This is a genomic window from Halobacillus sp. SY10 (assembly GCF_045401165.1).
GTDB lineage: Bacteria > Bacillota > Bacilli > Bacillales > Halobacillaceae > Halobacillus > Halobacillus aidingensis.
This window is the reverse complement of the sequence record NZ_CP174345.1, coordinates 908907-927674: the sequence shown is the minus strand read 5'-3', so window position 1 is coordinate 927674 and position 18768 is coordinate 908907. Positions and strand designations below refer to the sequence as shown.

18 protein-coding genes are annotated in these 18768 nt (G+C 42.6%); 9 read left to right on the top strand and 9 right to left on the bottom strand.

From position 1 onward, the window contains the following. Positions 1 to 193: 193 nt before the first annotated feature. Together bshB2 and ACJA3J_RS04655 are read left to right on the top strand one after the other, a co-directional pair. On the top strand, positions 194 to 880 hold the full coding sequence (gene bshB2, locus ACJA3J_RS04660) for a bacillithiol biosynthesis deacetylase BshB2 (protein ID WP_208599197.1): 687 nt from the start codon (positions 194 to 196) through the stop codon (positions 878 to 880). 157 nt (positions 881 to 1037) lie between these two features. Further along, complete coding sequence (locus tag ACJA3J_RS04655) at positions 1038 to 1787, top strand: FixH family protein (protein WP_089654917.1); 750 nt, start codon at positions 1038 to 1040, stop codon at positions 1785 to 1787. Between the two features lie 54 nt (positions 1788 to 1841). Here ACJA3J_RS04655 and typA read toward each other — a convergent pair whose 3' ends face one another. Continuing rightward, positions 1842 to 3683 carry a translational GTPase TypA gene (gene typA / locus ACJA3J_RS04650; protein WP_089654916.1) on the bottom strand — a complete coding sequence of 614 codons (1842 nt, stop codon included), beginning with the start codon at positions 3681 to 3683 and terminating at the stop codon, positions 1842 to 1844. A gap of 318 nt (positions 3684 to 4001) precedes the next feature. On the opposite strand from typA, the gene ACJA3J_RS04645 reads away from it, so the two are divergent. Further along, entirely contained in the window at positions 4002 to 4943 is a 942-nt protein-coding gene (locus ACJA3J_RS04645) for an RluA family pseudouridine synthase (protein WP_089654915.1), read from the top strand. Positions 4944 to 4975: 32 nt separating this feature from the next. On the opposite strand, the gene ACJA3J_RS04640 is transcribed toward ACJA3J_RS04645, so the two are convergent. Continuing rightward, complete coding sequence (locus ACJA3J_RS04640) at positions 4976 to 5275, bottom strand: 4a-hydroxytetrahydrobiopterin dehydratase (RefSeq protein ID WP_089654914.1); 300 nt, start codon at positions 5273 to 5275, stop codon at positions 4976 to 4978. A gap of 19 nt (positions 5276 to 5294) precedes the next feature. Then, positions 5295 to 7067, bottom strand: a complete 1773-nt coding sequence (locus tag ACJA3J_RS04635) for a M3 family oligoendopeptidase (RefSeq protein WP_406945665.1) — start codon at positions 7065 to 7067, stop codon at positions 5295 to 5297. 673 nt (positions 7068 to 7740) lie between these two features. On the opposite strand from ACJA3J_RS04635, the gene ACJA3J_RS04630 reads away from it, so the two are divergent. Further along, a complete protein-coding gene (locus tag ACJA3J_RS04630) occupies positions 7741 to 8661 on the top strand; it encodes a TIGR03571 family LLM class oxidoreductase (RefSeq protein WP_089654919.1) in 921 nt (306 codons plus the stop codon). Positions 8662 to 8685: 24 nt separating this feature from the next. Next, positions 8686 to 9387, top strand: a complete 702-nt coding sequence (locus ACJA3J_RS04625; RefSeq protein WP_089654912.1) for a DUF5694 domain-containing protein — start codon at positions 8686 to 8688, stop codon at positions 9385 to 9387. A 62-nt stretch (positions 9388 to 9449) separates the two neighbouring features. Here the strand turns inward: ACJA3J_RS04625 and ACJA3J_RS04620 are convergent, their stop codons facing one another. After that, positions 9450 to 11075, bottom strand: coding sequence for a BCCT family transporter (locus ACJA3J_RS04620; protein ID WP_406945664.1), 1626 nt, complete (start codon positions 11073 to 11075; stop codon positions 9450 to 9452). A 252-nt stretch (positions 11076 to 11327) separates the two neighbouring features. Here ACJA3J_RS04620 and ACJA3J_RS04615 point away from each other — a divergent pair, with 252 nt between their 5' ends. Further along, positions 11328 to 11600: a hypothetical protein gene (locus ACJA3J_RS04615; protein ID WP_089654909.1), complete on the top strand. Its 273-nt coding sequence runs from the start codon at positions 11328 to 11330 to the stop codon at positions 11598 to 11600. A gap of 3 nt (positions 11601 to 11603) precedes the next feature. Here the strand turns inward: ACJA3J_RS04615 and ACJA3J_RS04610 are convergent, their stop codons facing one another. Further along, positions 11604 to 11858 carry a hypothetical protein gene (locus ACJA3J_RS04610; protein WP_089654908.1) on the bottom strand — a complete coding sequence of 85 codons (255 nt, stop codon included), beginning with the start codon at positions 11856 to 11858 and terminating at the stop codon, positions 11604 to 11606. Positions 11859 to 12479: 621 nt separating this feature from the next. Between ACJA3J_RS04610 and ACJA3J_RS04605 the strand changes: the two genes are divergently transcribed. Further along, positions 12480 to 13661 (top strand): IS256 family transposase, encoded by a 1182-nt coding sequence (locus ACJA3J_RS04605; protein ID WP_406945071.1) that lies wholly within the window; start codon positions 12480 to 12482, stop codon positions 13659 to 13661. A gap of 239 nt (positions 13662 to 13900) precedes the next feature. Here ACJA3J_RS04605 and ACJA3J_RS04600 read toward each other — a convergent pair whose 3' ends face one another. Together ACJA3J_RS04600 and ACJA3J_RS04595 are read right to left on the bottom strand one after the other, a co-directional pair. Beyond that, entirely contained in the window at positions 13901 to 14323 is a 423-nt protein-coding gene (locus ACJA3J_RS04600; RefSeq protein WP_089654907.1) for a hypothetical protein, read from the bottom strand. Between the two features lie 142 nt (positions 14324 to 14465). Next, entirely contained in the window at positions 14466 to 15893 is a 1428-nt protein-coding gene (locus ACJA3J_RS04595) for an aldehyde dehydrogenase family protein (protein WP_115893587.1), read from the bottom strand. A 149-nt stretch (positions 15894 to 16042) separates the two neighbouring features. Between ACJA3J_RS04595 and purU the strand changes: the two genes are divergently transcribed. Together purU and ACJA3J_RS04585 are read left to right on the top strand one after the other, a co-directional pair. Next, entirely contained in the window at positions 16043 to 16939 is an 897-nt protein-coding gene (gene purU, locus ACJA3J_RS04590) for a formyltetrahydrofolate deformylase (protein ID WP_089654905.1), read from the top strand. A gap of 124 nt (positions 16940 to 17063) precedes the next feature. Next, positions 17064 to 17558: a L,D-transpeptidase family protein gene (locus tag ACJA3J_RS04585; protein WP_089654904.1), complete on the top strand. Its 495-nt coding sequence runs from the start codon at positions 17064 to 17066 to the stop codon at positions 17556 to 17558. Between the two features lie 37 nt (positions 17559 to 17595). Here ACJA3J_RS04585 and ACJA3J_RS04580 read toward each other — a convergent pair whose 3' ends face one another. Beyond that, the gene (locus ACJA3J_RS04580) at positions 17596 to 18252 is read right to left on the bottom strand and encodes a reverse transcriptase-like protein (RefSeq protein WP_406945663.1); all 657 of its coding nucleotides are present in this window, start codon (positions 18250 to 18252) and stop codon (positions 17596 to 17598) included. 65 nt (positions 18253 to 18317) lie between these two features. After that, positions 18318 to 18746 (bottom strand): GNAT family N-acetyltransferase, encoded by a 429-nt coding sequence (locus ACJA3J_RS04575; RefSeq protein ID WP_406945662.1) that lies wholly within the window; start codon positions 18744 to 18746, stop codon positions 18318 to 18320. Positions 18747 to 18768: the final 22 nt, after the last annotated feature.

The window sequence follows — 18768 nt, the reverse complement described above, 5'->3', positions numbered from 1 at the left end:
GCCCCATGGAAAGCGAACCTTTTCCCGCAGCCCCTAAACTCACACAAAAGTCTCGAAACTAAGTCTTCCAGAAAAGGGAGCGATAGCTAATATTAAATGATGGGTAGAGGGAAGCTTATAAACAAATGACTTTTCATTTATTCTGATTTAAGCAATAATGTAGGTTAGTGATCCTCTTGAAGGAGTGAAAGAAATGATCGAACAAGAAAAACATGTACTCGTTATTTTCCCGCATCCCGACGATGAAGCTTTCGGAGTTTCCGGGACCATTTCATCTTATATAAAACAAGGGACCCCCCTTACCTATGCGTGTCTCACGCTCGGAGAGATGGGGCGCAACCTTGGAAAACCTACGTTCGCAACGAGAGAGTCCCTGCCTGAAATCAGAAGGAAAGAATTGATTAAAGCTTCGGAAGCGATGGGCATTGAAGACCTTCGCATGATGGGACTGAGAGATAAGACGCTTGAATTTGAAGATGATGGTGAAATGAAAGCTATGGTCCGCCATTTAGTTGATGAACTTCAACCCTCTTTGGTCATCAGTTTTTATCCTGGATTTGCCGTCCATCCCGATCATGAAGCTACTGCGCGGGCAGTAGTAAGGGCTTTGAGGGAAATCGATGAAAAAGATCGACCAAAGTTTCACGCTGTGGCTTTTGCTAATGATACGGAAGAGAACTTAGGCCAGCCTGATGTCATCAATGACATCCGCTCCGTTCAAAACGAAAAATTAGCAGCGATGCGCGCCCATATCTCACAAACCGCACGAATGCTTGAAATGCTCGAAGAGGGCATCAAGGTCAATGACCCCGAAGCATTAAAATGGGTGACAGACGAACGTTTTTACACGTATGATTGGAATAACGACAATGTCGAGTAGAGGGCAGCTTTAAAAAGCTCCCCTCTTTTTTTGTTAAATCATTAAGTATTGTCACAAGATAGTCTAAAATCAAGCAAGAATGTCAAAGCTTTAGATGATATCCTGATTGTAGGTGTTCACTTTCAAAACTCCAATACACAGATAAAGGAGATACCTAATGAAAAAAGTATTCTTATTCATTATTTTATTACTTGTGGTGAGTGCTTGTTCCGCAAACAATAACGAGCAGGATTCCTCATCAGCGGAGGAAAGTAACAAAGCAGCTGAAGTTCCTGAAGTACAAGTAGAATTTGAGCATGAACCACTTCCTGTAAACAAAGAAACGACCATTCAAGCATCTGTCACCCAAGGCGGAGAACCTGTCCCGGATGCAGAATATGTAAAATTCGAAATTTGGAACAGTGAAGATGGACAGGATTCATCTGAAACGTTCGAAGCAAATCATACAGAAAGCGGAGTGTACACGATTACTCATAGCTTTTCTAAAGAAGGTACGTATCAGGTGATTGCTCATACTCAGGTAGATGACCTTCATACGATGCCTCAGAACGAGGTGGCCGTTGGGCAGCAAGCTGAAGCCAGTGGACACGAACATGGAGATAGTAGCGGAAAGTTCATGGTCCACTTGATGACAGAGCAAACCTTTAAAGCTGGAGAAGCTTCGACACTGACTACACATATCAACCACATGGAAGAACCTTTTTCTGAAGCGCTTGTGCGCTACGAAATCAGCTCGGATCAAATGGAAAAACACTTTTATATCGATGCTGAAGAAAAGGAACCCGGGGAGTACACAGCCAATTATACGTTCCCTGAACCTGGTTCCTACACCATCAATATTCATTATGAGAAACCAGCCGAGGACATTCACGGACACCAGAAAGAGAACATCGAAGTTATTCAGTAAATAACAAAAAAGCCCGGAGCATACCGATATGCGCCGGGCTTTTCTATTGAGTCATTATACTTCTGTGTTTTGAAGCTTCTTCTTCTTCGCCATTTTCTCACGTTCGTTCTTGTTCAAGTACTTTTTACGAAGACGAACATTTTCAGGCGTTACTTCACAATATTCATCATCATCAAGATACTCAATGGCTTCTTCTAGCGTCATTTGGCGAGTTTTCTTGATTGTGTTTGTTGTATCTTTGTTCGCTGAACGGATATTGGTCAAGTGTTTCTCTTTCGTAATGTTAACGGTAAGATCGTTCTCACGGTTATGCTCACCGACAATCATTCCTTCGTACACTTCTGTACCAGGTTCAACGAAAATGGTTCCACGGTCTTCAAGGTTCATGATTCCATAAGTGGATGCTTTCCCTTTATCAAGAGAAACCAGAACACCTTCTCGACGTCCGCCGACTTGACCTTTTACAAGTGGCGCATAGCCATCAAAGGTATGGTTCAAAATTCCATAACCGCGTGTCTGCGTCATGAACTCTGTCGAATAACCAATCAAACCACGAGATGGTACGAGGAACTCGAGACGTACTTGGCCATTACCATCGTTGACCATGTCCTGCATTTCACCTTTACGGTAACCAATGGATTCCATAACCGCACCTTGGTATTCTGCAGGTGTATCAATTTGAACACGTTCTACCGGTTCACACGTTTGACCATCGATTTCTTTCAGGATAACTTTCGGCTTGGATAGTTGAAGCTCGTATCCTTCACGACGCATATTTTCCACTAGGATGGAAAGGTGAAGCTCACCACGTCCTGAAACCGTAAAGGCATCTGGTGAATCTGTAGGATCGACACGCAAGCTGACATCTGTCTCAAGCTGTGTCATCAAACGTTCTTCAATTTGACGGGACGTTACATATTTTCCTTCTCGACCAGCAAACGGACTGTTGTTGACAAGGAATGTCATTTGTAGAGTCGGTTCGTCAATACGAGGGATTTCCATCGCATTCTGGTGATCAGGCAGACAGACAGTTTCTCCGACGTTAATATCTTCCAAGCCAGCCAGGGCAATAATATCTCCCGCTTTTGCTTCTTCAATTTCAACACGTTTCAAACCGATGAAACCGAACAACTTGGAAACACGGAAGTTCTTCACTGATCCATCCTTCTTCATCAAGGATACTTGCTGACCTACTTTGATCGAGCCATTGAAGACACGCCCAACTCCGATACGGCCAAGATAATCATTGTAATCAAGCAACGTGACTTGGAATTGTAATGGTTCTTCTTTTGTATCTACAGGAGCTGGGATGTTGTTCATGATCAACTTGAAAATTGGATCCATTGTTTCCTGCTGGTCCTCTGGTTCATCTCCAGAAGTTCCGTTTAATGCAGAAGCATAAACGACAGGGAATTCCAACTGCTCATCATCAGCGCCAAGCTCAATGAACAGATCAAGAACTTCATCGACAACCTCATCCGGGCGAGCATTCGGGCGGTCGATTTTATTCAATACGACAACAGGTGTCAATTTTTGTTCCAATGCTTTTTTCAACACAAAACGTGTTTGAGGCATACAGCCTTCATAAGCATCAACAACAAGAAGTACACCGTCAACCATCTTGAGAATACGTTCCACTTCACCGCCGAAGTCAGCGTGACCCGGGGTATCTAGAATATTTATACGCGCATCATTATAATTGATGGCGGTATTTTTAGCTAAAATCGTGATTCCGCGTTCTTTTTCCAAATCATTAGAGTCCATGGCGCGCTCATCGACATGCTCGTTATCACGGAAAGTTCCGGAATAGTGAAGCATTTGGTCGACCAATGTTGTTTTTCCGTGGTCAACGTGCGCGATGATCGCTATATTACGAATATCATCTCTGTGTTGCATGAAGCACACACCTCTTTCGTATCACAAATTATTCAACCCTTCTATTATAACACAGTTCTATTTCCTAAGATACCAGATTTACCTACTGTTAACATCATAGGCCTAAGTTTATCTTTTTCAAAAGGCCAGAAGCTCCACTGTTACATTCCTACACTTCAAACCTGACCCCCCATTTATTCCCCGGTGTACCGGGTACAACATAGAGGTGATTGCGTAAATGGTACTGGAAAGAGTACAATATAGGGCAGTTCGTACCTGGTACCAATATGTGCGATTAACGCCCTGGGTATTCAGTAATTTAGGAAATTAGGTGTAGAAATGAAGACGAAACGTATGGGGGATTGGCTTGAGGTCATCATCCCTGATCAGTGGGACGGATTTACGGTCGAAAAAATTCTAAAAAAAGAATGGAATGTCCCAAGAAAGTTGATGCATAGTTTCCGTTCCAACAAAGAAGTGACTTTAAACAACGAAAGCCCTCATTGGAAGACAGCTAAAGTCAAAAGTGGTGACATTTTACGTGTCCGGCTTTTCCGACCGCAACCACTTGAAGTGACCCCGACTTATATGGATATTGATGTCATTTACGAAGATGATCATATGCTGGTCGTCAATAAACCCGCAGGTGTGTTCACACATCCGAATACACCGCACGAACATGACACACTTGTAAATGGAGTCGCCTTTTATTTTCAAATGAATGGCATTGAGTCCACGCCAAAATATGTCCACCGCCTGGACCGGGATACGTCGGGGGCCATCCTTTTTGCCAAGCATGATCTTGCTATTGCCATGCTGGGAAAAGAGTTGCAGAAGCGGAAAATTAAAAGAACGTATTTAGCATGGGCTCACGGAAAGCTGAAGCCGCGTCGTGGAAAAATCGAACAACCAATCGGAAAAGACCGTCATCATCCTGTAAGAAGACGCGTCTCACAAGGTGGCCAACATGCAGAAACTCATTACGAAGTTCTTTCATATCATTCCACCCCCGATGCTTCCCTTGTGAAATTACAGTTACAAACCGGCAGAACCCATCAAATCCGCGTTCATCTCAGTCATATCGGACACCCGCTCCTAGGGGACGAAATGTACGGAGGAAAAGGAAGCATCAATTACAAACAGGCTCTTCATGCTGCGAAGCTTACGTTGATTCACCCTTTCACCGAAAAGGAAATCCAGTGTCTTGCGATGCCAACAAAAGATTCACCATTATTTACAGATGAGCAAGTGAGATCCTTAGACCAATCCTCCTCATCATAAGAGAAGCCGCTCCTGTAAGGAGCGGCTTCTTTTCATTTGATTGAATCATAGAGTTCGTCATATTTTGCAGCACAGGATAGATCAAGTTCTGTAAGTCCCTTCGCATTCCAGGAGGTCAGCTTAAGGGTAACCATTTTATAGTCGATGCTGATGAATGGATGGTGCTGGATGTCTTCTGAATACTCCGCAATATGATTGACGAACTGGACGCCCGTCAGAAATTCACCAAACCGGTACCGCTTAACAATGAACTTTCCATCCGTAAGCTTCCAACCGTCTAACTGGGAAACTCGGCGTTCCTTTTCTTCTTGTGGGATCAACTTTTCTTCCATCGTTCACTCCTCCTTTTGATCAAACCAAGTCCATGAATGACTCAAGGTCAGAAAGGCACAACTTCAACGCATGCACCCAGAAATCTTTCTTTTCTAAATCTACATCCAAATGTTTCTTAGCAAGCTCCTCCACGGTCATCCTCCCTGTATCCTGCAGCAAGGCAATATAGCGGTCTTCAAACGTTGGTCCGACTTCAAGGGCTTTCGCGTAGATTCCCATGCTGAACAGATAACCAAAGGTGTATGGGAAGTTATAGAAAGGGACATCTGTAATGTGGAAATGCAACTTGGAAGCCCAGAATGTCGGATCATATTCGTCTAAAGTTTGTACGTAGGCTTCTTTTTGAGCATCTGTCATCAATTCGTTCAGCCTTTCCGTTGAAACGACCCCTAGCTTGCGTTCTTCATAGAAACGCGTTTCAAACAAGAACCTTGCATGGATATTCATGAAAAAGGCTACACTACGCTGAACTTTATCCTCCAAAAGCACAAGTTTTTCAGCTTCCGTAGCGGCCTCTTTAACGGCCGCATCTGCAACAATCATCTCCGCAAACGTCGAGGCCGTTTCAGCAACGTTCATCGCATACCCTTGATTCAACTCAGGTAATTCATCCATCACATGCTGATGATAGGCATGACCAAGTTCATGTGCCAGTGTCGCTACACTGGAAGGACTGCCTGAATACGTCATGAAAATTCTCGTTTCCCCGCTGTCGGGGAAGCTTGTGCAAAACCCACCTGGTTGTTTTCCGGGACGGTCCTCCGCTTCAATCCACCTTTTCTCAAAAGCCATTTCAGCAAAATCCGCCATTTTGGGACTGAACTTCCTGAATTGCTGGATGATAAACTCCGCCCCTTCTTGAAAGCTCATTTTCTGATCGGCCTCTCCAATCGGTGCTTCTACATCGTAAAAGCTCAACTGTTCAAGCCCCAACTTTTCCGCTTTCTTTTTCATATAGGGAACGTAATGCTTTTTGTATTCCGTAATCGTCTCCCACATGGCATCCAACGTCTTCTGGCTCATCCGATTGTAGTCGAGCGGTTCTTTCAATACATTTTCCCAATGGCGGTGCTTATAGGTCTGGAGCCTGAAACCTGACAAGTGATTCAACGTCTCTGTGAACAGATCCGAAACTTCTCCCCATGTCTCCTGTAGTTTATCAAACGCTTCCTTTCTCACCGAACGGTCCGGGTTATCCAATTGATTAGATGCTTGTCCCACAGATAACTTTTCCCCATTCATCTCAATGGATAACTTCGCCACAAGGGCATCGTACATTTGTCCCCATGCATGATAACCATCCACGCCTAAGTCATTGATGAGAGATTCTTTTCCGACTTCTAATTTGTCCTTTGCAAGAGAACGTCTCTCATTCAAAACAAAAGAAATCGTTTTAAAAGGAGCCTGATTCAATAAGGATTTCCAAACATCATCATCCACCTGAACAAACACCTGGTCCATTTCAGTTAATGCATTACCTAAACGTGCACCCAGTTCACTTCTTTTCGATTGCCATATACTCGCTTTTTTATCATGAACATTTTGTGCACTTAAACAGCTTACAAAAGCGCCAAATTCACTTAATTGCTTTGTCACCATTTGCACAATTTCTACAATCTTGTTGAGATCCTCTGTTTGGTCTGTATTTTTGGGAGGTGTAAACATACGAATGAATGCTTCCAAATCATCCATCAGGTGTTCGGTTTTCCTCACATACTCTTTCATCTCTTCCGAATCACTACCTCCTTGGAAAATGGAGTCTAAATCCCAAGTCATTTCATATGTTCCCATTATGACTTCCCCTCTCTTTTATGTAGATTATTCCATCAAGAAAACCTCTTCCATTATATCAGAATTTTCAAACCTCCTCTTATATCGCCTTTTTTCCACTGCCCTCGTATTTTGTCAAATTTGGTTGAAATGTTTTTGATATGTTATTGTAATAAAAATGAAACCTTTCTGACTATTCAATCGTCTTACTAAGTAGAATGTTTTAAAACTAGTCCGCTCCGTTTTTATTACCAGTCATTCGAAAGGGGATCACAATTATGAAAAAAAGAATTGAATACGATGCTACAGAAATCGCAAGTGTTGCAGGAGGATCGACTCTTCTAACCCTCCTCCTCTATCTGACCATCTATATATTATAATCACGCAAAAAGCTCCCTTATTATGGGAGCTTTTTTATTTCCCTTTTCTTCATATAAGCTCCCTTCGAGGAAGCTCGGCGCTCCCCCACAAGAAAGCGAGTAGCTTCCCAGCCACCCCTGCCTCTGAATACGGAAAACAAATCCCTGTTATCTCCAAACTGAGTCTTCAAGAATCCTGCCATATTGTTGAATAACTTTGCTTTATGTTTAAACTTTATGGTTAGTTTTCTAGGGAAATTCTCATTATAATAGAAAATAGTCGATTAAAATAAGGAGGGTTCCTTTTGTTTCAAGACCATCACGGTTATCAGCGAATGCTGCAGCCAGACCAAATCACATTCGGCTTGACCATTCCCATCGAAAACTATGACCAGTCCCCTCCAGAGATGAAGAACCAAATTCAAATGGCACAACTAGCTGAAGATTTAAATTTTCATTCTCTTTGGTTCCAGGACGTGCTATTAGAAGACCCTACATTTGAAGACCCAGCAACAGGGCAGATTTTTGACAGTTTGATTTATTTAACCTACGTGGGGGCCCATACGCAAAGAATCAATTTAGGTACAGCAGCCCTTGTTTTGCCGCTTCGCCATCCGTTAAGGACAGCAAAAGAAGTGGCGAGTATTGAAAAACTTTTCCCTGAAAGACTGATGTTCGGAATTTCATCCGGAGATCGAAGGAAGGACTTTGAAGGGTTGAATATACCCATTATGGAGCGAAGTGAATGGTTCAGGGAAGCATTCCATTTCTTCAATGAAGCGATTTACAATGAATTCCCTGAGGTTCGCTCTTCTTTTGGCACCATGAATCGTTCAAATATCGTACCAAAGCCTGAAAAGCGGATCCCGACTTTTATGACAGGCTATTGTCAACAGACACTGGATTGGGTTGCTGAATATGGAGATGGATGGATGTTTTACCCACAACGTCCAGCTCAACAGAAGGAAACTATCTTTCAGTACAGGGAGAAAGTGAAGCATTTCCATGGCGAATCTGCATTCCGTCCCTTCTTTATGCCACTTCCTTTGCAGCTCGAAGAAAATCCAGATGCTCCTACTGAAAAAATACCTGCCGGATATAAAGTTGGAAGAAATGGGCTGAAAGATCTGATAGAGCAGTATCGTTCCATCGGCGTTAATCATTTAATGTTCGGACTTTCCAAAAACAAAAGACCAGTGAAGGAAGTGGTCCAGGAGCTTGGGGAAGAAGTCCTCCCTCCATTTAAAATAAAATGATAACAAAAGGAAGGAGATATTGATTTGCCTAAACCGGAAATTTTGCTCGTAGGAACTTTTCACATGTCCATGAACCCCGAAATGGTCAATGATCAACAAGAGGAAATTCGCGAAATCGTTCATTCACTAAGAAAATTCAAGCCGACTAAAATCGCCGTTGAAAAACCTTTCTTAATAGAGGAAGAAATGGAGCGTAAATATAAAGCCTTTAGAAATAATACCCTTACGCCCACTTACGATGAAGTCGAACAATTTGCTTTTCGGCTTGCCAATGAAATGGACTTGCCATCCGTTTATCCGATAGACGAAATGGTGGATATGTCCCGGCCGTCACTAAACCAGGTCTTTAAATGGGCCAAAGAACACCAGTCTTCTTTGTTCAAAGAAATCATGGAAATTCAAAACAAACTCAAGTCGATGGAAAACAATAAAACCATAAGGAATATCTTACATTACCTCAATGATCCAGACTATAGTAAAGAGCTTCAGAGGATCTATATGAAGTTGGCACGTGTCGGGGACAGGCAACATCAAGTCGGTGTTCAATGGCTAAAGCAGTGGCATCATCGTGATTTGGCGATATCCGCAAACATCTCAAGAATCGCAGAAAAAGGCGACCGCATCCTCGTTTTCATCGGCGGGGACCACCTTCACCTTCTACAACAATTCTTAACAGATAGCGGAGATTTTAAGGTTTTGTCTGCCAAACCGTACCTACCTCAATAATGTTCATTGCTAATTCAAACAATAAAGAGGTTTTCCCCAATTTGGGAAAACCTCTTTTTTTATTAATCTCGATCTGGTTTATCTTCCAGGGCTTCAAGAGCCGAGCGTTTTTTCTTCTTCTTGCGATTTTTCCAACGTTTAATATGAATCGTACTCGGTTCATAATCATCAGATTCTCGAATATCTGTGTTGGAGGCTTTCATGAACGACCATGCAAGTAAGAACATAATCACAATCAGCGGGAATCCACCGACGATACTTGCTGTCTGCAAAGTATCCAATCCTCCGAGGAACATAAGCGCAAGCGGCATTAAGCACAAGGCGAAGGCCCAGAACAAACGGTTCCAACGTAAAGGTTCTCCTTCCACATTCTTCTGTACGACTGAAGCAAGAATGTAAGAAGAGGAATCGAAAGTCGTTGCAAGGAAAATGATCGCTAGAATGGTAAAGATTAATACCATGAATTTCGCTAACGGAAGTTGGTTGATGATTTCAATAATGGTCGCAGGGGCGCCATTCGCATCCATAAATGCAATAGCATCAAACTGACCTGTTAACTGCATGTACAGACCGAAGTTCCCCATGATCCCGAAGAAAAGCACACAACCGATCGTGCCGTAAACCATTGTTCCAAGTACCATTTGACGGATGGTCCGCCCTCTGGAAATACGTGCAACAAACAAACCGACAAACGGAGCATACACAAGCCACCAAGCCCAGTAAAAAATAGTCCAATACTCTGGGAAGCTTGTTTTTTCAAATTGACCCAAGTTTCCAAACGGCTCCATCCAAGTCGCCATCTTGAAGAAATTATCCGCCAGTATCCCCAACGCGTTGAATGTGGTCTCACTGATGAATCGAGTCGGTCCAAATATGAAGATAAAGGCCAGCAAAAAGATCGACAGCCACAAGTTCACATCACTGAGCACTTTAATCCCTCGTTTAAGCCCTGAATACGAGCTAATCGCGAAGATCAATGTACACAATAACATAATGACTGTTTTAAGACCTAAATTTGCCGGGATACCAGTCAAACTATTAATCCCTTGAGCAATCATTGGTGTACCGAGAGCAAGCGTCGTTCCTGCCCCTCCCAAAAGTCCGAACATGAATAACACATCAATGATGTTTCCAAGAGGACCGTCAACAGAATCACCTAATACAGGTCGGACAGCCTCACTAACTTTAAGTACAGGTTTTTTTCGAACGTAGTAGAAATAAGCAATCGGGAGGGCCGGCAATGTGTAAATCGCCCAAGCGATCGGGCCCCAGTGGAACATTCCATAGGCTGATGCCCATTGGATCGCCTCTTTGGATCCAGGTTCTACGCCAAACGGCGGTCCTTGGTAATAATACGCCCATTCAATAACTGCCCAGTATAAAATACTGGAACCGATCCCGGCGGCAAATAGCATCGCTGCCCACGAGAACGTATTGAACTCAGGCTTTTCCCCTTCATCCCCTAGTTTAATCGATCCATTTTTACTAAAAGCAACATAAACAAGGAAAGCGAAAATAACAAAGCCCATAATCATATAAAGGACACCAAAGTTTTCCGTCATGAACGTATTTGCTTGTGATACAACCTCTTTACCGGCTTCTGGGAAGATGATCAGTGGTAACGTGACACCGAGCAACAACACAAGAGCGCCGATAAACGTTGGCCAATCAATTAATTTTGTTTTCAAATGACATACATCCTTTCCACTTCATGATTTAGTTTGTTCTGCATGAGGTAATTCATTCAACTTTGGGAGGTTATGTACCGGAGAAAAACACGAGCTTCATTCTAACAAGTGTAAATACAGAAGGCAAATGGGGATGTATGGTTTATACCCTATCCAGGAAAAAAGTAACGCGATTTTTGTCGTTGTTTGACAAAAGGAAAGAAAAGATGGAAAGTAAAAAGAAATATATTCTGGAGATGAGGTGGGAGAATCGTGTCTGAACAGAAGAAAAAGTGGGAGGATCGCTTAAATCCTTTATACTTCCCACTCTTCACAGCCATTCCAGTGGAAGGTTGGCTTACACTCAAGCCTTCCCCCTTTTCCGACGTTGATATTACGTTATATATCATCGGTGTGCTCTTTTTAGTTTTTGCAGGAACCGTCGAAACAAACAGTGAAGAAGGAAAACACAGAGCCCTCGGTTACATTTACTTAGTGTCCGCGTTGCTATTCGGGAGTATCGGGCTGTTCAAATGGCTCACTTAATTTTTATATAAAAAACAACCAGGGAAGAATCATAGGAACCAATATGATTATCGTTACAATTAACCAAGCGCTTGGATTATCACTAGTTAGTTGTTTGCGATAAGACATTCCCCACGCTAAAAATAACAAAGCCGTCATCATAATACTTCGTAAATGAAATTCTCCATCTTTATTGTTCATGAAAATATATACAGCACCTTCGGCTACAATCAGAATTCCGACGATGATATTAAAAATATGCGTAAACCATTTATTCATGGATTAGGTACCTCCTTAGCATTCTCTATTATCTTTATCCTTTCCAAGTATATTACAACCTCATCCATAAGGAAAAGAACAAAACAATTCACTCTCTTCTCCCCACTTTATTCAACAAAATGGCAGGTTTGTGGAAGATTCAGTTTCGAGACTCTTGTGTGTGCGTTTAGGGGCTCCGGGAAACAGTTCGCTTTCCATGGGGCGGGCGGTGAGCCTCCTCGGACTTCGTCCTGTGGGGTCTCACCTGTCCCACACGTCCCATAGGAGTCTCACCGTTTCCCTCCGCCCCTTTACCATGTAAGTGTCTCGAAACCGCTACTCGGAAACTCTGATTGTATGCTCAAGTGGATGAGAGCTTGATGTAGAGCGCTTTATACTTCTGAAAGCGGGGTAGTGGAAAGCCATCTAACTTGGTAAAGGGGTTCGTTTCTCACATCCATTGAATGGTGTGGTTGGGAAGCTGCGAGACTCCCGCGGGAATGGATTGGCTGGCGAGACCCCGCAGAGCGAAGCTGATGACGTACAATAGTCTGTGTAAACAAGTTTTAGGCATAAAAAAACAAGGTAGGGTATCCTTAATGTTAATCACCACAAAAAACATTGAAAGGATGTGCCCTACCTATGTCTATAAGTATAGACTACGAAGCATTCATAAAGCAATTAGAACCGATGTTAAAAGAAATGATTAAGGCTCAAGCGGAAGTGTTGATGAGAGAAGAGATGAAAAATTTCTTTGAAGTCGAACACCCTGAGTTGAAGAACAGTAAAAACGGCTCCTATGAACGTATATTGGATACGAGATATGGAAGAATTGATGATCTTTCCGTGCCTCGTGATCGTAATGGGGCGTTCAGAACACAACTCTTCGATCCCTACCAAAGGCGTGAAAAATGGTTAGGGGAAACCATTATTGAGATGTACAGTAAAGGAACAAGTACTCGGGAAATCGGCAGGTTTATCGAAAGAATACTCGGTAACTCCTATTCAGCTGCCACGATTAGTAATATCACAGAAGTTGTCATCGAGGAAATGGAGAAGTGGCATCAGCGCCCTCTTGAAAAGCGGTATTCCGTCCTTTACTTGGATGGGACTTACGTTAAGCTCAGGAGAGGTGACGTAGAAAGTGAAGTTGTGTATGTGGTGGTCGGCATTACAGAGACCGGAATCAAAGAAATCATAAGCTTTCGGGTAGGTGGAAAAGAAAGTTCCAATGGCTGGCGGGAAGTTCTTCTTGATCTCTATAACCGAGGGATCGAAGAAGTCTTATTAGGTGTGTTTGACGGCCTTCCTGGTCTGGAAGAAGCTATGAAGGAAATCTATCCTAAAGCTGATGTTCAACGCTGTGTGGTCCATAAGATCCGTAACACTCTTCACTCTGTCCGCTCAACAGATAAAAAAGAGCTCACCAAAGACTTAAAGGACGTTTATAAATCGGATACGAAAGATGAAGCGCATGAACATTTCCATTCCTTTAAACAAAAATGGGGGAAGAAGTATCCCAAAGTAATTAAAAGTTGGGAAGAAGACCTAGGTGTCTTACTCACTTTTATGGGCTATCCCCGCCTTATTCGAAGAATGATCTATACTACAAACACGATTGAAAGAACCATCAAAGAAGTGAAAAAGCGTACTCATAAAATGAACAGTTTACCAAGTGAAAGAGCCCTAGAGAAAATTGTTTACCTCGTGGCCAGGGACTTCAATGAAAAATGGAGTCAAAGAGGGATAACAGAATTCGTCTCTGTTTCCGGGGAGTTGGATGAAATGTTTGAGGAAAAGTACGGCCCCTCAGCTAACAAGTAAATTTAATGATTAACAAAGGAGCCCCAATTCGATTTACACAGACTTCTTGACACTACCGCGAAGCTCGAGGAGGCTTGCCGTCATCCCCGCCGGAAAGCGAGTAGCTTCCCAGCCACCCCTGGCTCCCATTATGGCAAACGAAACCCGAAAACATCCCGAAACTGAGTCTTCCACAATGGGGAGCTATTGTGGAGGTTGGAGAAATGAAAAAAGCCAGTTGGAACGGCCGTTCCAACTGGCTAGAGTGTTTCGATTAATCCCTTAAGATCCTTAGTCATTTCATACATTGTCCCACTTTCACGAAGGATTTTCCAATAACCTTGGTAGAAATACACTTCCAATAAGGTATTACCTTCGCACGTAAGCTTAAGTGCCCCTTCCACATCTGAGGTTGCAGATGATTCCTGCATAGGCGGGCTGTTCTTCATTTCTTCTAGGAACCTGCGGACTGCCTTTTCCTGCTCCAGTTTGTATGCTTTTCTTTCTGTTTCTAAATCGTAGTAGGTAATCGTGACAGGTCTTTCATATTCACTCCAATGATAGGGTGTAATATCATCTTGGGTGAAGGCTATTGGATTGAAAAAATACCTTTGATCGACGTATATGTAGGTACAAAACACGACAATTATAAGTCCACCAAATATGATTAGTTTTTTTCCCATTCTTCCACCTCTTCACAAGTTCCATCCAAGTGCTTCTACATTTTATACGAATAAAAAGAGGGGAAGGTTTCATTTCACCCAAAATACTTCCTGTTTTTTCAAAAAGAAAAAAGGCGGAATCCGTTTTCCGCCTTTTTCTCTCTTATAGTTTCGGATAACCTAAAACTGTTTTCACTTCTAAATATTCTTCGATACCATAATCGCCCCATTCTCTTCCTATACCTGACTGTTTATATCCACCAAATGGTGCGGCGAAATCTGCTTCCGCATCATTGATTTTCACTCGACCCGCTCGGATGCTGGATGCAACCTTGGCTAGTGTCTGTTCATCTTCACCGAAGACATAACCTGCAAGTCCATATTTAATATCATTAGAAATTTGGATGGCTTCTTCAATCGTGTCATAGGTAAGCACGCAGGTGACTGGACCGAATATCTCTTCTTGTGCGATGACCATATCGTTATTCACATCTGTGAATACTGTAGGTTTGGCATAATAGCCTTTATCTAATCCATCAGGCTTCCCTGTTCCTCCTACCAGAAGAGTGGCTCCTTCTTCTTGTCCTTTTTCAATATAAGATTGAACGGTGTCCCATTGCTTTTGTGAAACCAATGGACCGATATGATTATCTCCTTGTGGATCCCCAACAGGGAATTCAGGGAGCACTTTTTTAATGGCCTCTTCAAAAGAATCTTTCATTGAGGAAGGCACCAATACTCTTGTGGCAGCTGAACAAACCTGCCCACTGTTAGTTGCGATGTGACTGACAGCCGCTCTAGCCGCTTTTTCAACATCAGCGTCTTCAAGCACGACTAACGGAGATTTTCCTCCCAGTTCCAGGGCGACATTAGCAATGCGTTCAGACGCGTTTTGCATAATTTTTTGACCTACAGCACCAGAACCTGTAAATGATACAAAGTCGATATCTGGATGTGAACTGATGCCATCACCGATAACGGAACCTGATCCATTCACTAAGTTGAAAGCACCTTTAGGTACGCCGACCTTATCAAATATTTCAGTTAAAATGATGGCCGCAAAAGGTGTCAATTCTGCTGGTTTCGCAATCACGGGGCTTCCCGCAGCAAAAGCACTGGCGATTTTTGTTGATATTTGGTTTGTCGGAAAATTCCATGGGGTGATCAAGCCACTGACGCCGACTGAATCCTTCATGACCGTATGGCCTCCGCGATCTTCAATGAATGAAAAATCTCTTAATGATTCTGCCGCTTGTGAAAAATGATTATATCCCATCATGTAATGTACGTTTTCTGAGATGGTTTTTGGTGAACCCAACTCTTCCGTAATCGTCTCAATAATTTCTTCTTTCCGGTTCTCATATTCAGCAGCTATGTCTTCTAGCATTTTTATTCTTTCTTCTTTAGAGGTTTGAGAGAAAGATGGAAAAGCATCACGGGCCGCCTGGACCGCTTTATCCAAATCCTCTTTCGTTCCAAGACTAATGGTACCGATCACTTCTTCTGTTGCAGGGTTGATCACGTCTTCTGTTTCATTTCCTGTAGATTCTACCCATTCACCGTTTATATAATGCTTTAAATAGTTACGCATTTTCATTTCTCCTTTATAGAAAGAAAATTTTATTATACTTGCTACATGGAGAATGTATCCGAATTCTCCCATTTCGAAACATGATCCAACTTTCCAAACGGCTTTCACTCGACTATAATGGGAAGAATAAAAAGGAAGGATGAGTGTTGATGACTTCGACCAACCAACAAATTCAACATTACTTAACCAAGAATGAAGATAAAGCCCGCTTGCTCGTCAGTTGTCCCGATAAGCCAGGAATCGTTTCCAGCATCTCAACATTCCTCTACGAACACGGGGCAAACATTGTGGAATCGAATCAATTTACGACAGATCATGAAGAAGGAACCTTTTTCCTACGCATCGTATTTGCTGCAGAAAATATGAAGTCCATAGAAAAAACAATGAAAGCAGACTTCCATTCCCTTGCAGAACAATTCGAAATGACCTGGCGAATGACTTTCCTACACGAATTGAAACGCACGGCTGTTTTTGTATCCAAGGAACTCCATTGCCTGCGTGAGCTCTTATACGAATGGGAGAGCGGTGACCTCGTGACGGACATTTCGCTTGTCATCAGTAACCATGAATCAGCGAGAGAAATTGTCGAGTCTTTTGGCATCCCTTTTTATTACATTCCTGCAAATAAAGAGATTCGAGAAGAGGTAGAAGAGAAACAGTTGGATTTGTTAGAAGAATACAATATCGATTTAATTATCTTAGCCAGGTACATGCAAATCCTCACTCCTAAGTTTGTAGACAGGCATCCATCCAAGATTATTAACATTCACCATTCCTTCTTGCCCGCATTCATTGGTGCCAACCCGCACAAACGGGCCTACAAACGTGGGGTGAAGCTGATTGGTGCCACCTCCCATTATGTTACAGACGACCTTGACGAAGGACCGATCATTGAACAAGATGTTATTAGAGTAGACCATAGGAACAGTGTAAATGATCTAAAGAAGAAAGGACGCCTAATCGAACGCAGTGTCCTAAACAGAGCCGTCAAATGGGCCCTTGAAGATCGTGTCATCGTTCATAAAAATAAAACCATCGTTTTATAATGGTTTACCTAAAAAAGGACCTGACTGGTTACGTCAGGTCCTTTCTTCTGAGAGAGAAATGGATAGGCAAGTCACCTGTTTTCCCACATAAAATGGTATAACCATTTTAAACGGGGGGATAGGAATGATTCACATCGTAAAAACAGGTGAAACGTTAGCACAAATTTCAAGAGATTATCGTACGCCGTTAAGAGATATCCTGGCAGCAAACCAAATCGCAAACCCAAATATGATTTTTCCCGGGCAACAAATCAATATCCCAGGTTTTCCGAACCCAGATACAATTCCTTATAGGATTGATGTATCCACTACCAAAAGACGATTACGTTTATATAACAATGGTTCACTGGAAAAGGAATTTCCGATTGCTGTGGGGCGCATGCTCTCAGCGACTCCTTTCGGAAACTTCTTTATCATTAACAAAGCTCCCAATCCAGGTGGGCCTTATGGAACGATGTGGATGAGTTTATCCAAACAGCATTATGGCATTCATGGGACCAACAATCCTTCCTCTATCGGAAAGGCAGTCTCCAAAGGTTGTATCCGCATGTTTAATAAAGACGTAGAAGAGTTAGCAAGGACCATCCCGTTGGGTACTCCGGTTACCATTCAACCTTAAGTGGAATAAAAAAGGCGATGGATCTCCACCGCCTTTTTCACTCCAACTCCGCTCGACTTGTCACCTTTACTCCTTTTAAAGCTTGTGTAGCAAGTCGATCTGCCTCTCCGTTATCTTTCCTCGAAATCACTTCAAAGAAAGGGGTAATACCCATCTGCTTTAATTTTTCATCAATACGGTCCGCCCAACTATTTAAAGTCTCTTCCATCGTGGGCCATTCATCATTCAGTTGATTGATTACAACTTGAGAGTCTCCTACGAACCGAATGGGAATATGATGAACCCCCATAAAATCCAATTCCTGAATGGCTAAATGTAAGGCCGCATACTCTGCCTCATTATTTGTACCTAACTCATCAACGAGAGCATTCATGCGAAGACGCATAGCTTTCCTATTTTGAGTGTAATAAATGACACAACCAAGGCCTGCCTTACGCTCCTTTATTTCGTAACCGCCATCAAAATAAACGGTAATATCATGAGGTTCTGTTTCCAGATCATCCAAATATTTTTGTAAATCCTTCCGCTTCCATGTTGTATCATAGTCGTCGATAAAGGTAATTGATTTGGCCCGCCCCGTCTTTTCCAAGTCCTCTGTTATTAACAAAGCTTGCCCGATCGTCATCTCTTCTGACCTAAAAAAAGCTTCTGTTTTCTTTGGGGTTTTATATGTAACTTCCAGTCTGATTTTCACCCACACACCACCCTCCTTAAGAGTTTTCCCGTGTCTTTATTATGGTCTAAACATCTAAGATTATTTTAGTCGAGTCGTTTATAAAACCCTGTCGCTCTTCCCTCAAACCCAAAGGAATGATAGATCTCATGAGCCTTCTTTCTTTCTGCTCTATTTCCACTATTCAACATGATCGTTTTAGCCCCTTTAGTGAGAGCCCATTCCCCGGCTTTTTCCATGAGCATTTTCCCTATCCCTTTTCCTTGTTCCGTTTCACGCACAACAAAAGCGATAATCCGTACGTGCGGGTCATCCGTATGGTACGCTTCACTAAATGTCATCCCGATCATGCCAAGCAATTCGTCATTCGCCTCATAGACGAAGGTTTGGTAGTGTTCTTGTGGTAATATACTTTGTAATCTGTTTTTTATCTGTTCTTTACTTGATGGATAACCGAGGGCATCCATTAAAGGAACGAACCCTTCTGCATCTTCAAGCTTTACATTCCTAATCATAAGCCCCTCCTAACTGATCTTA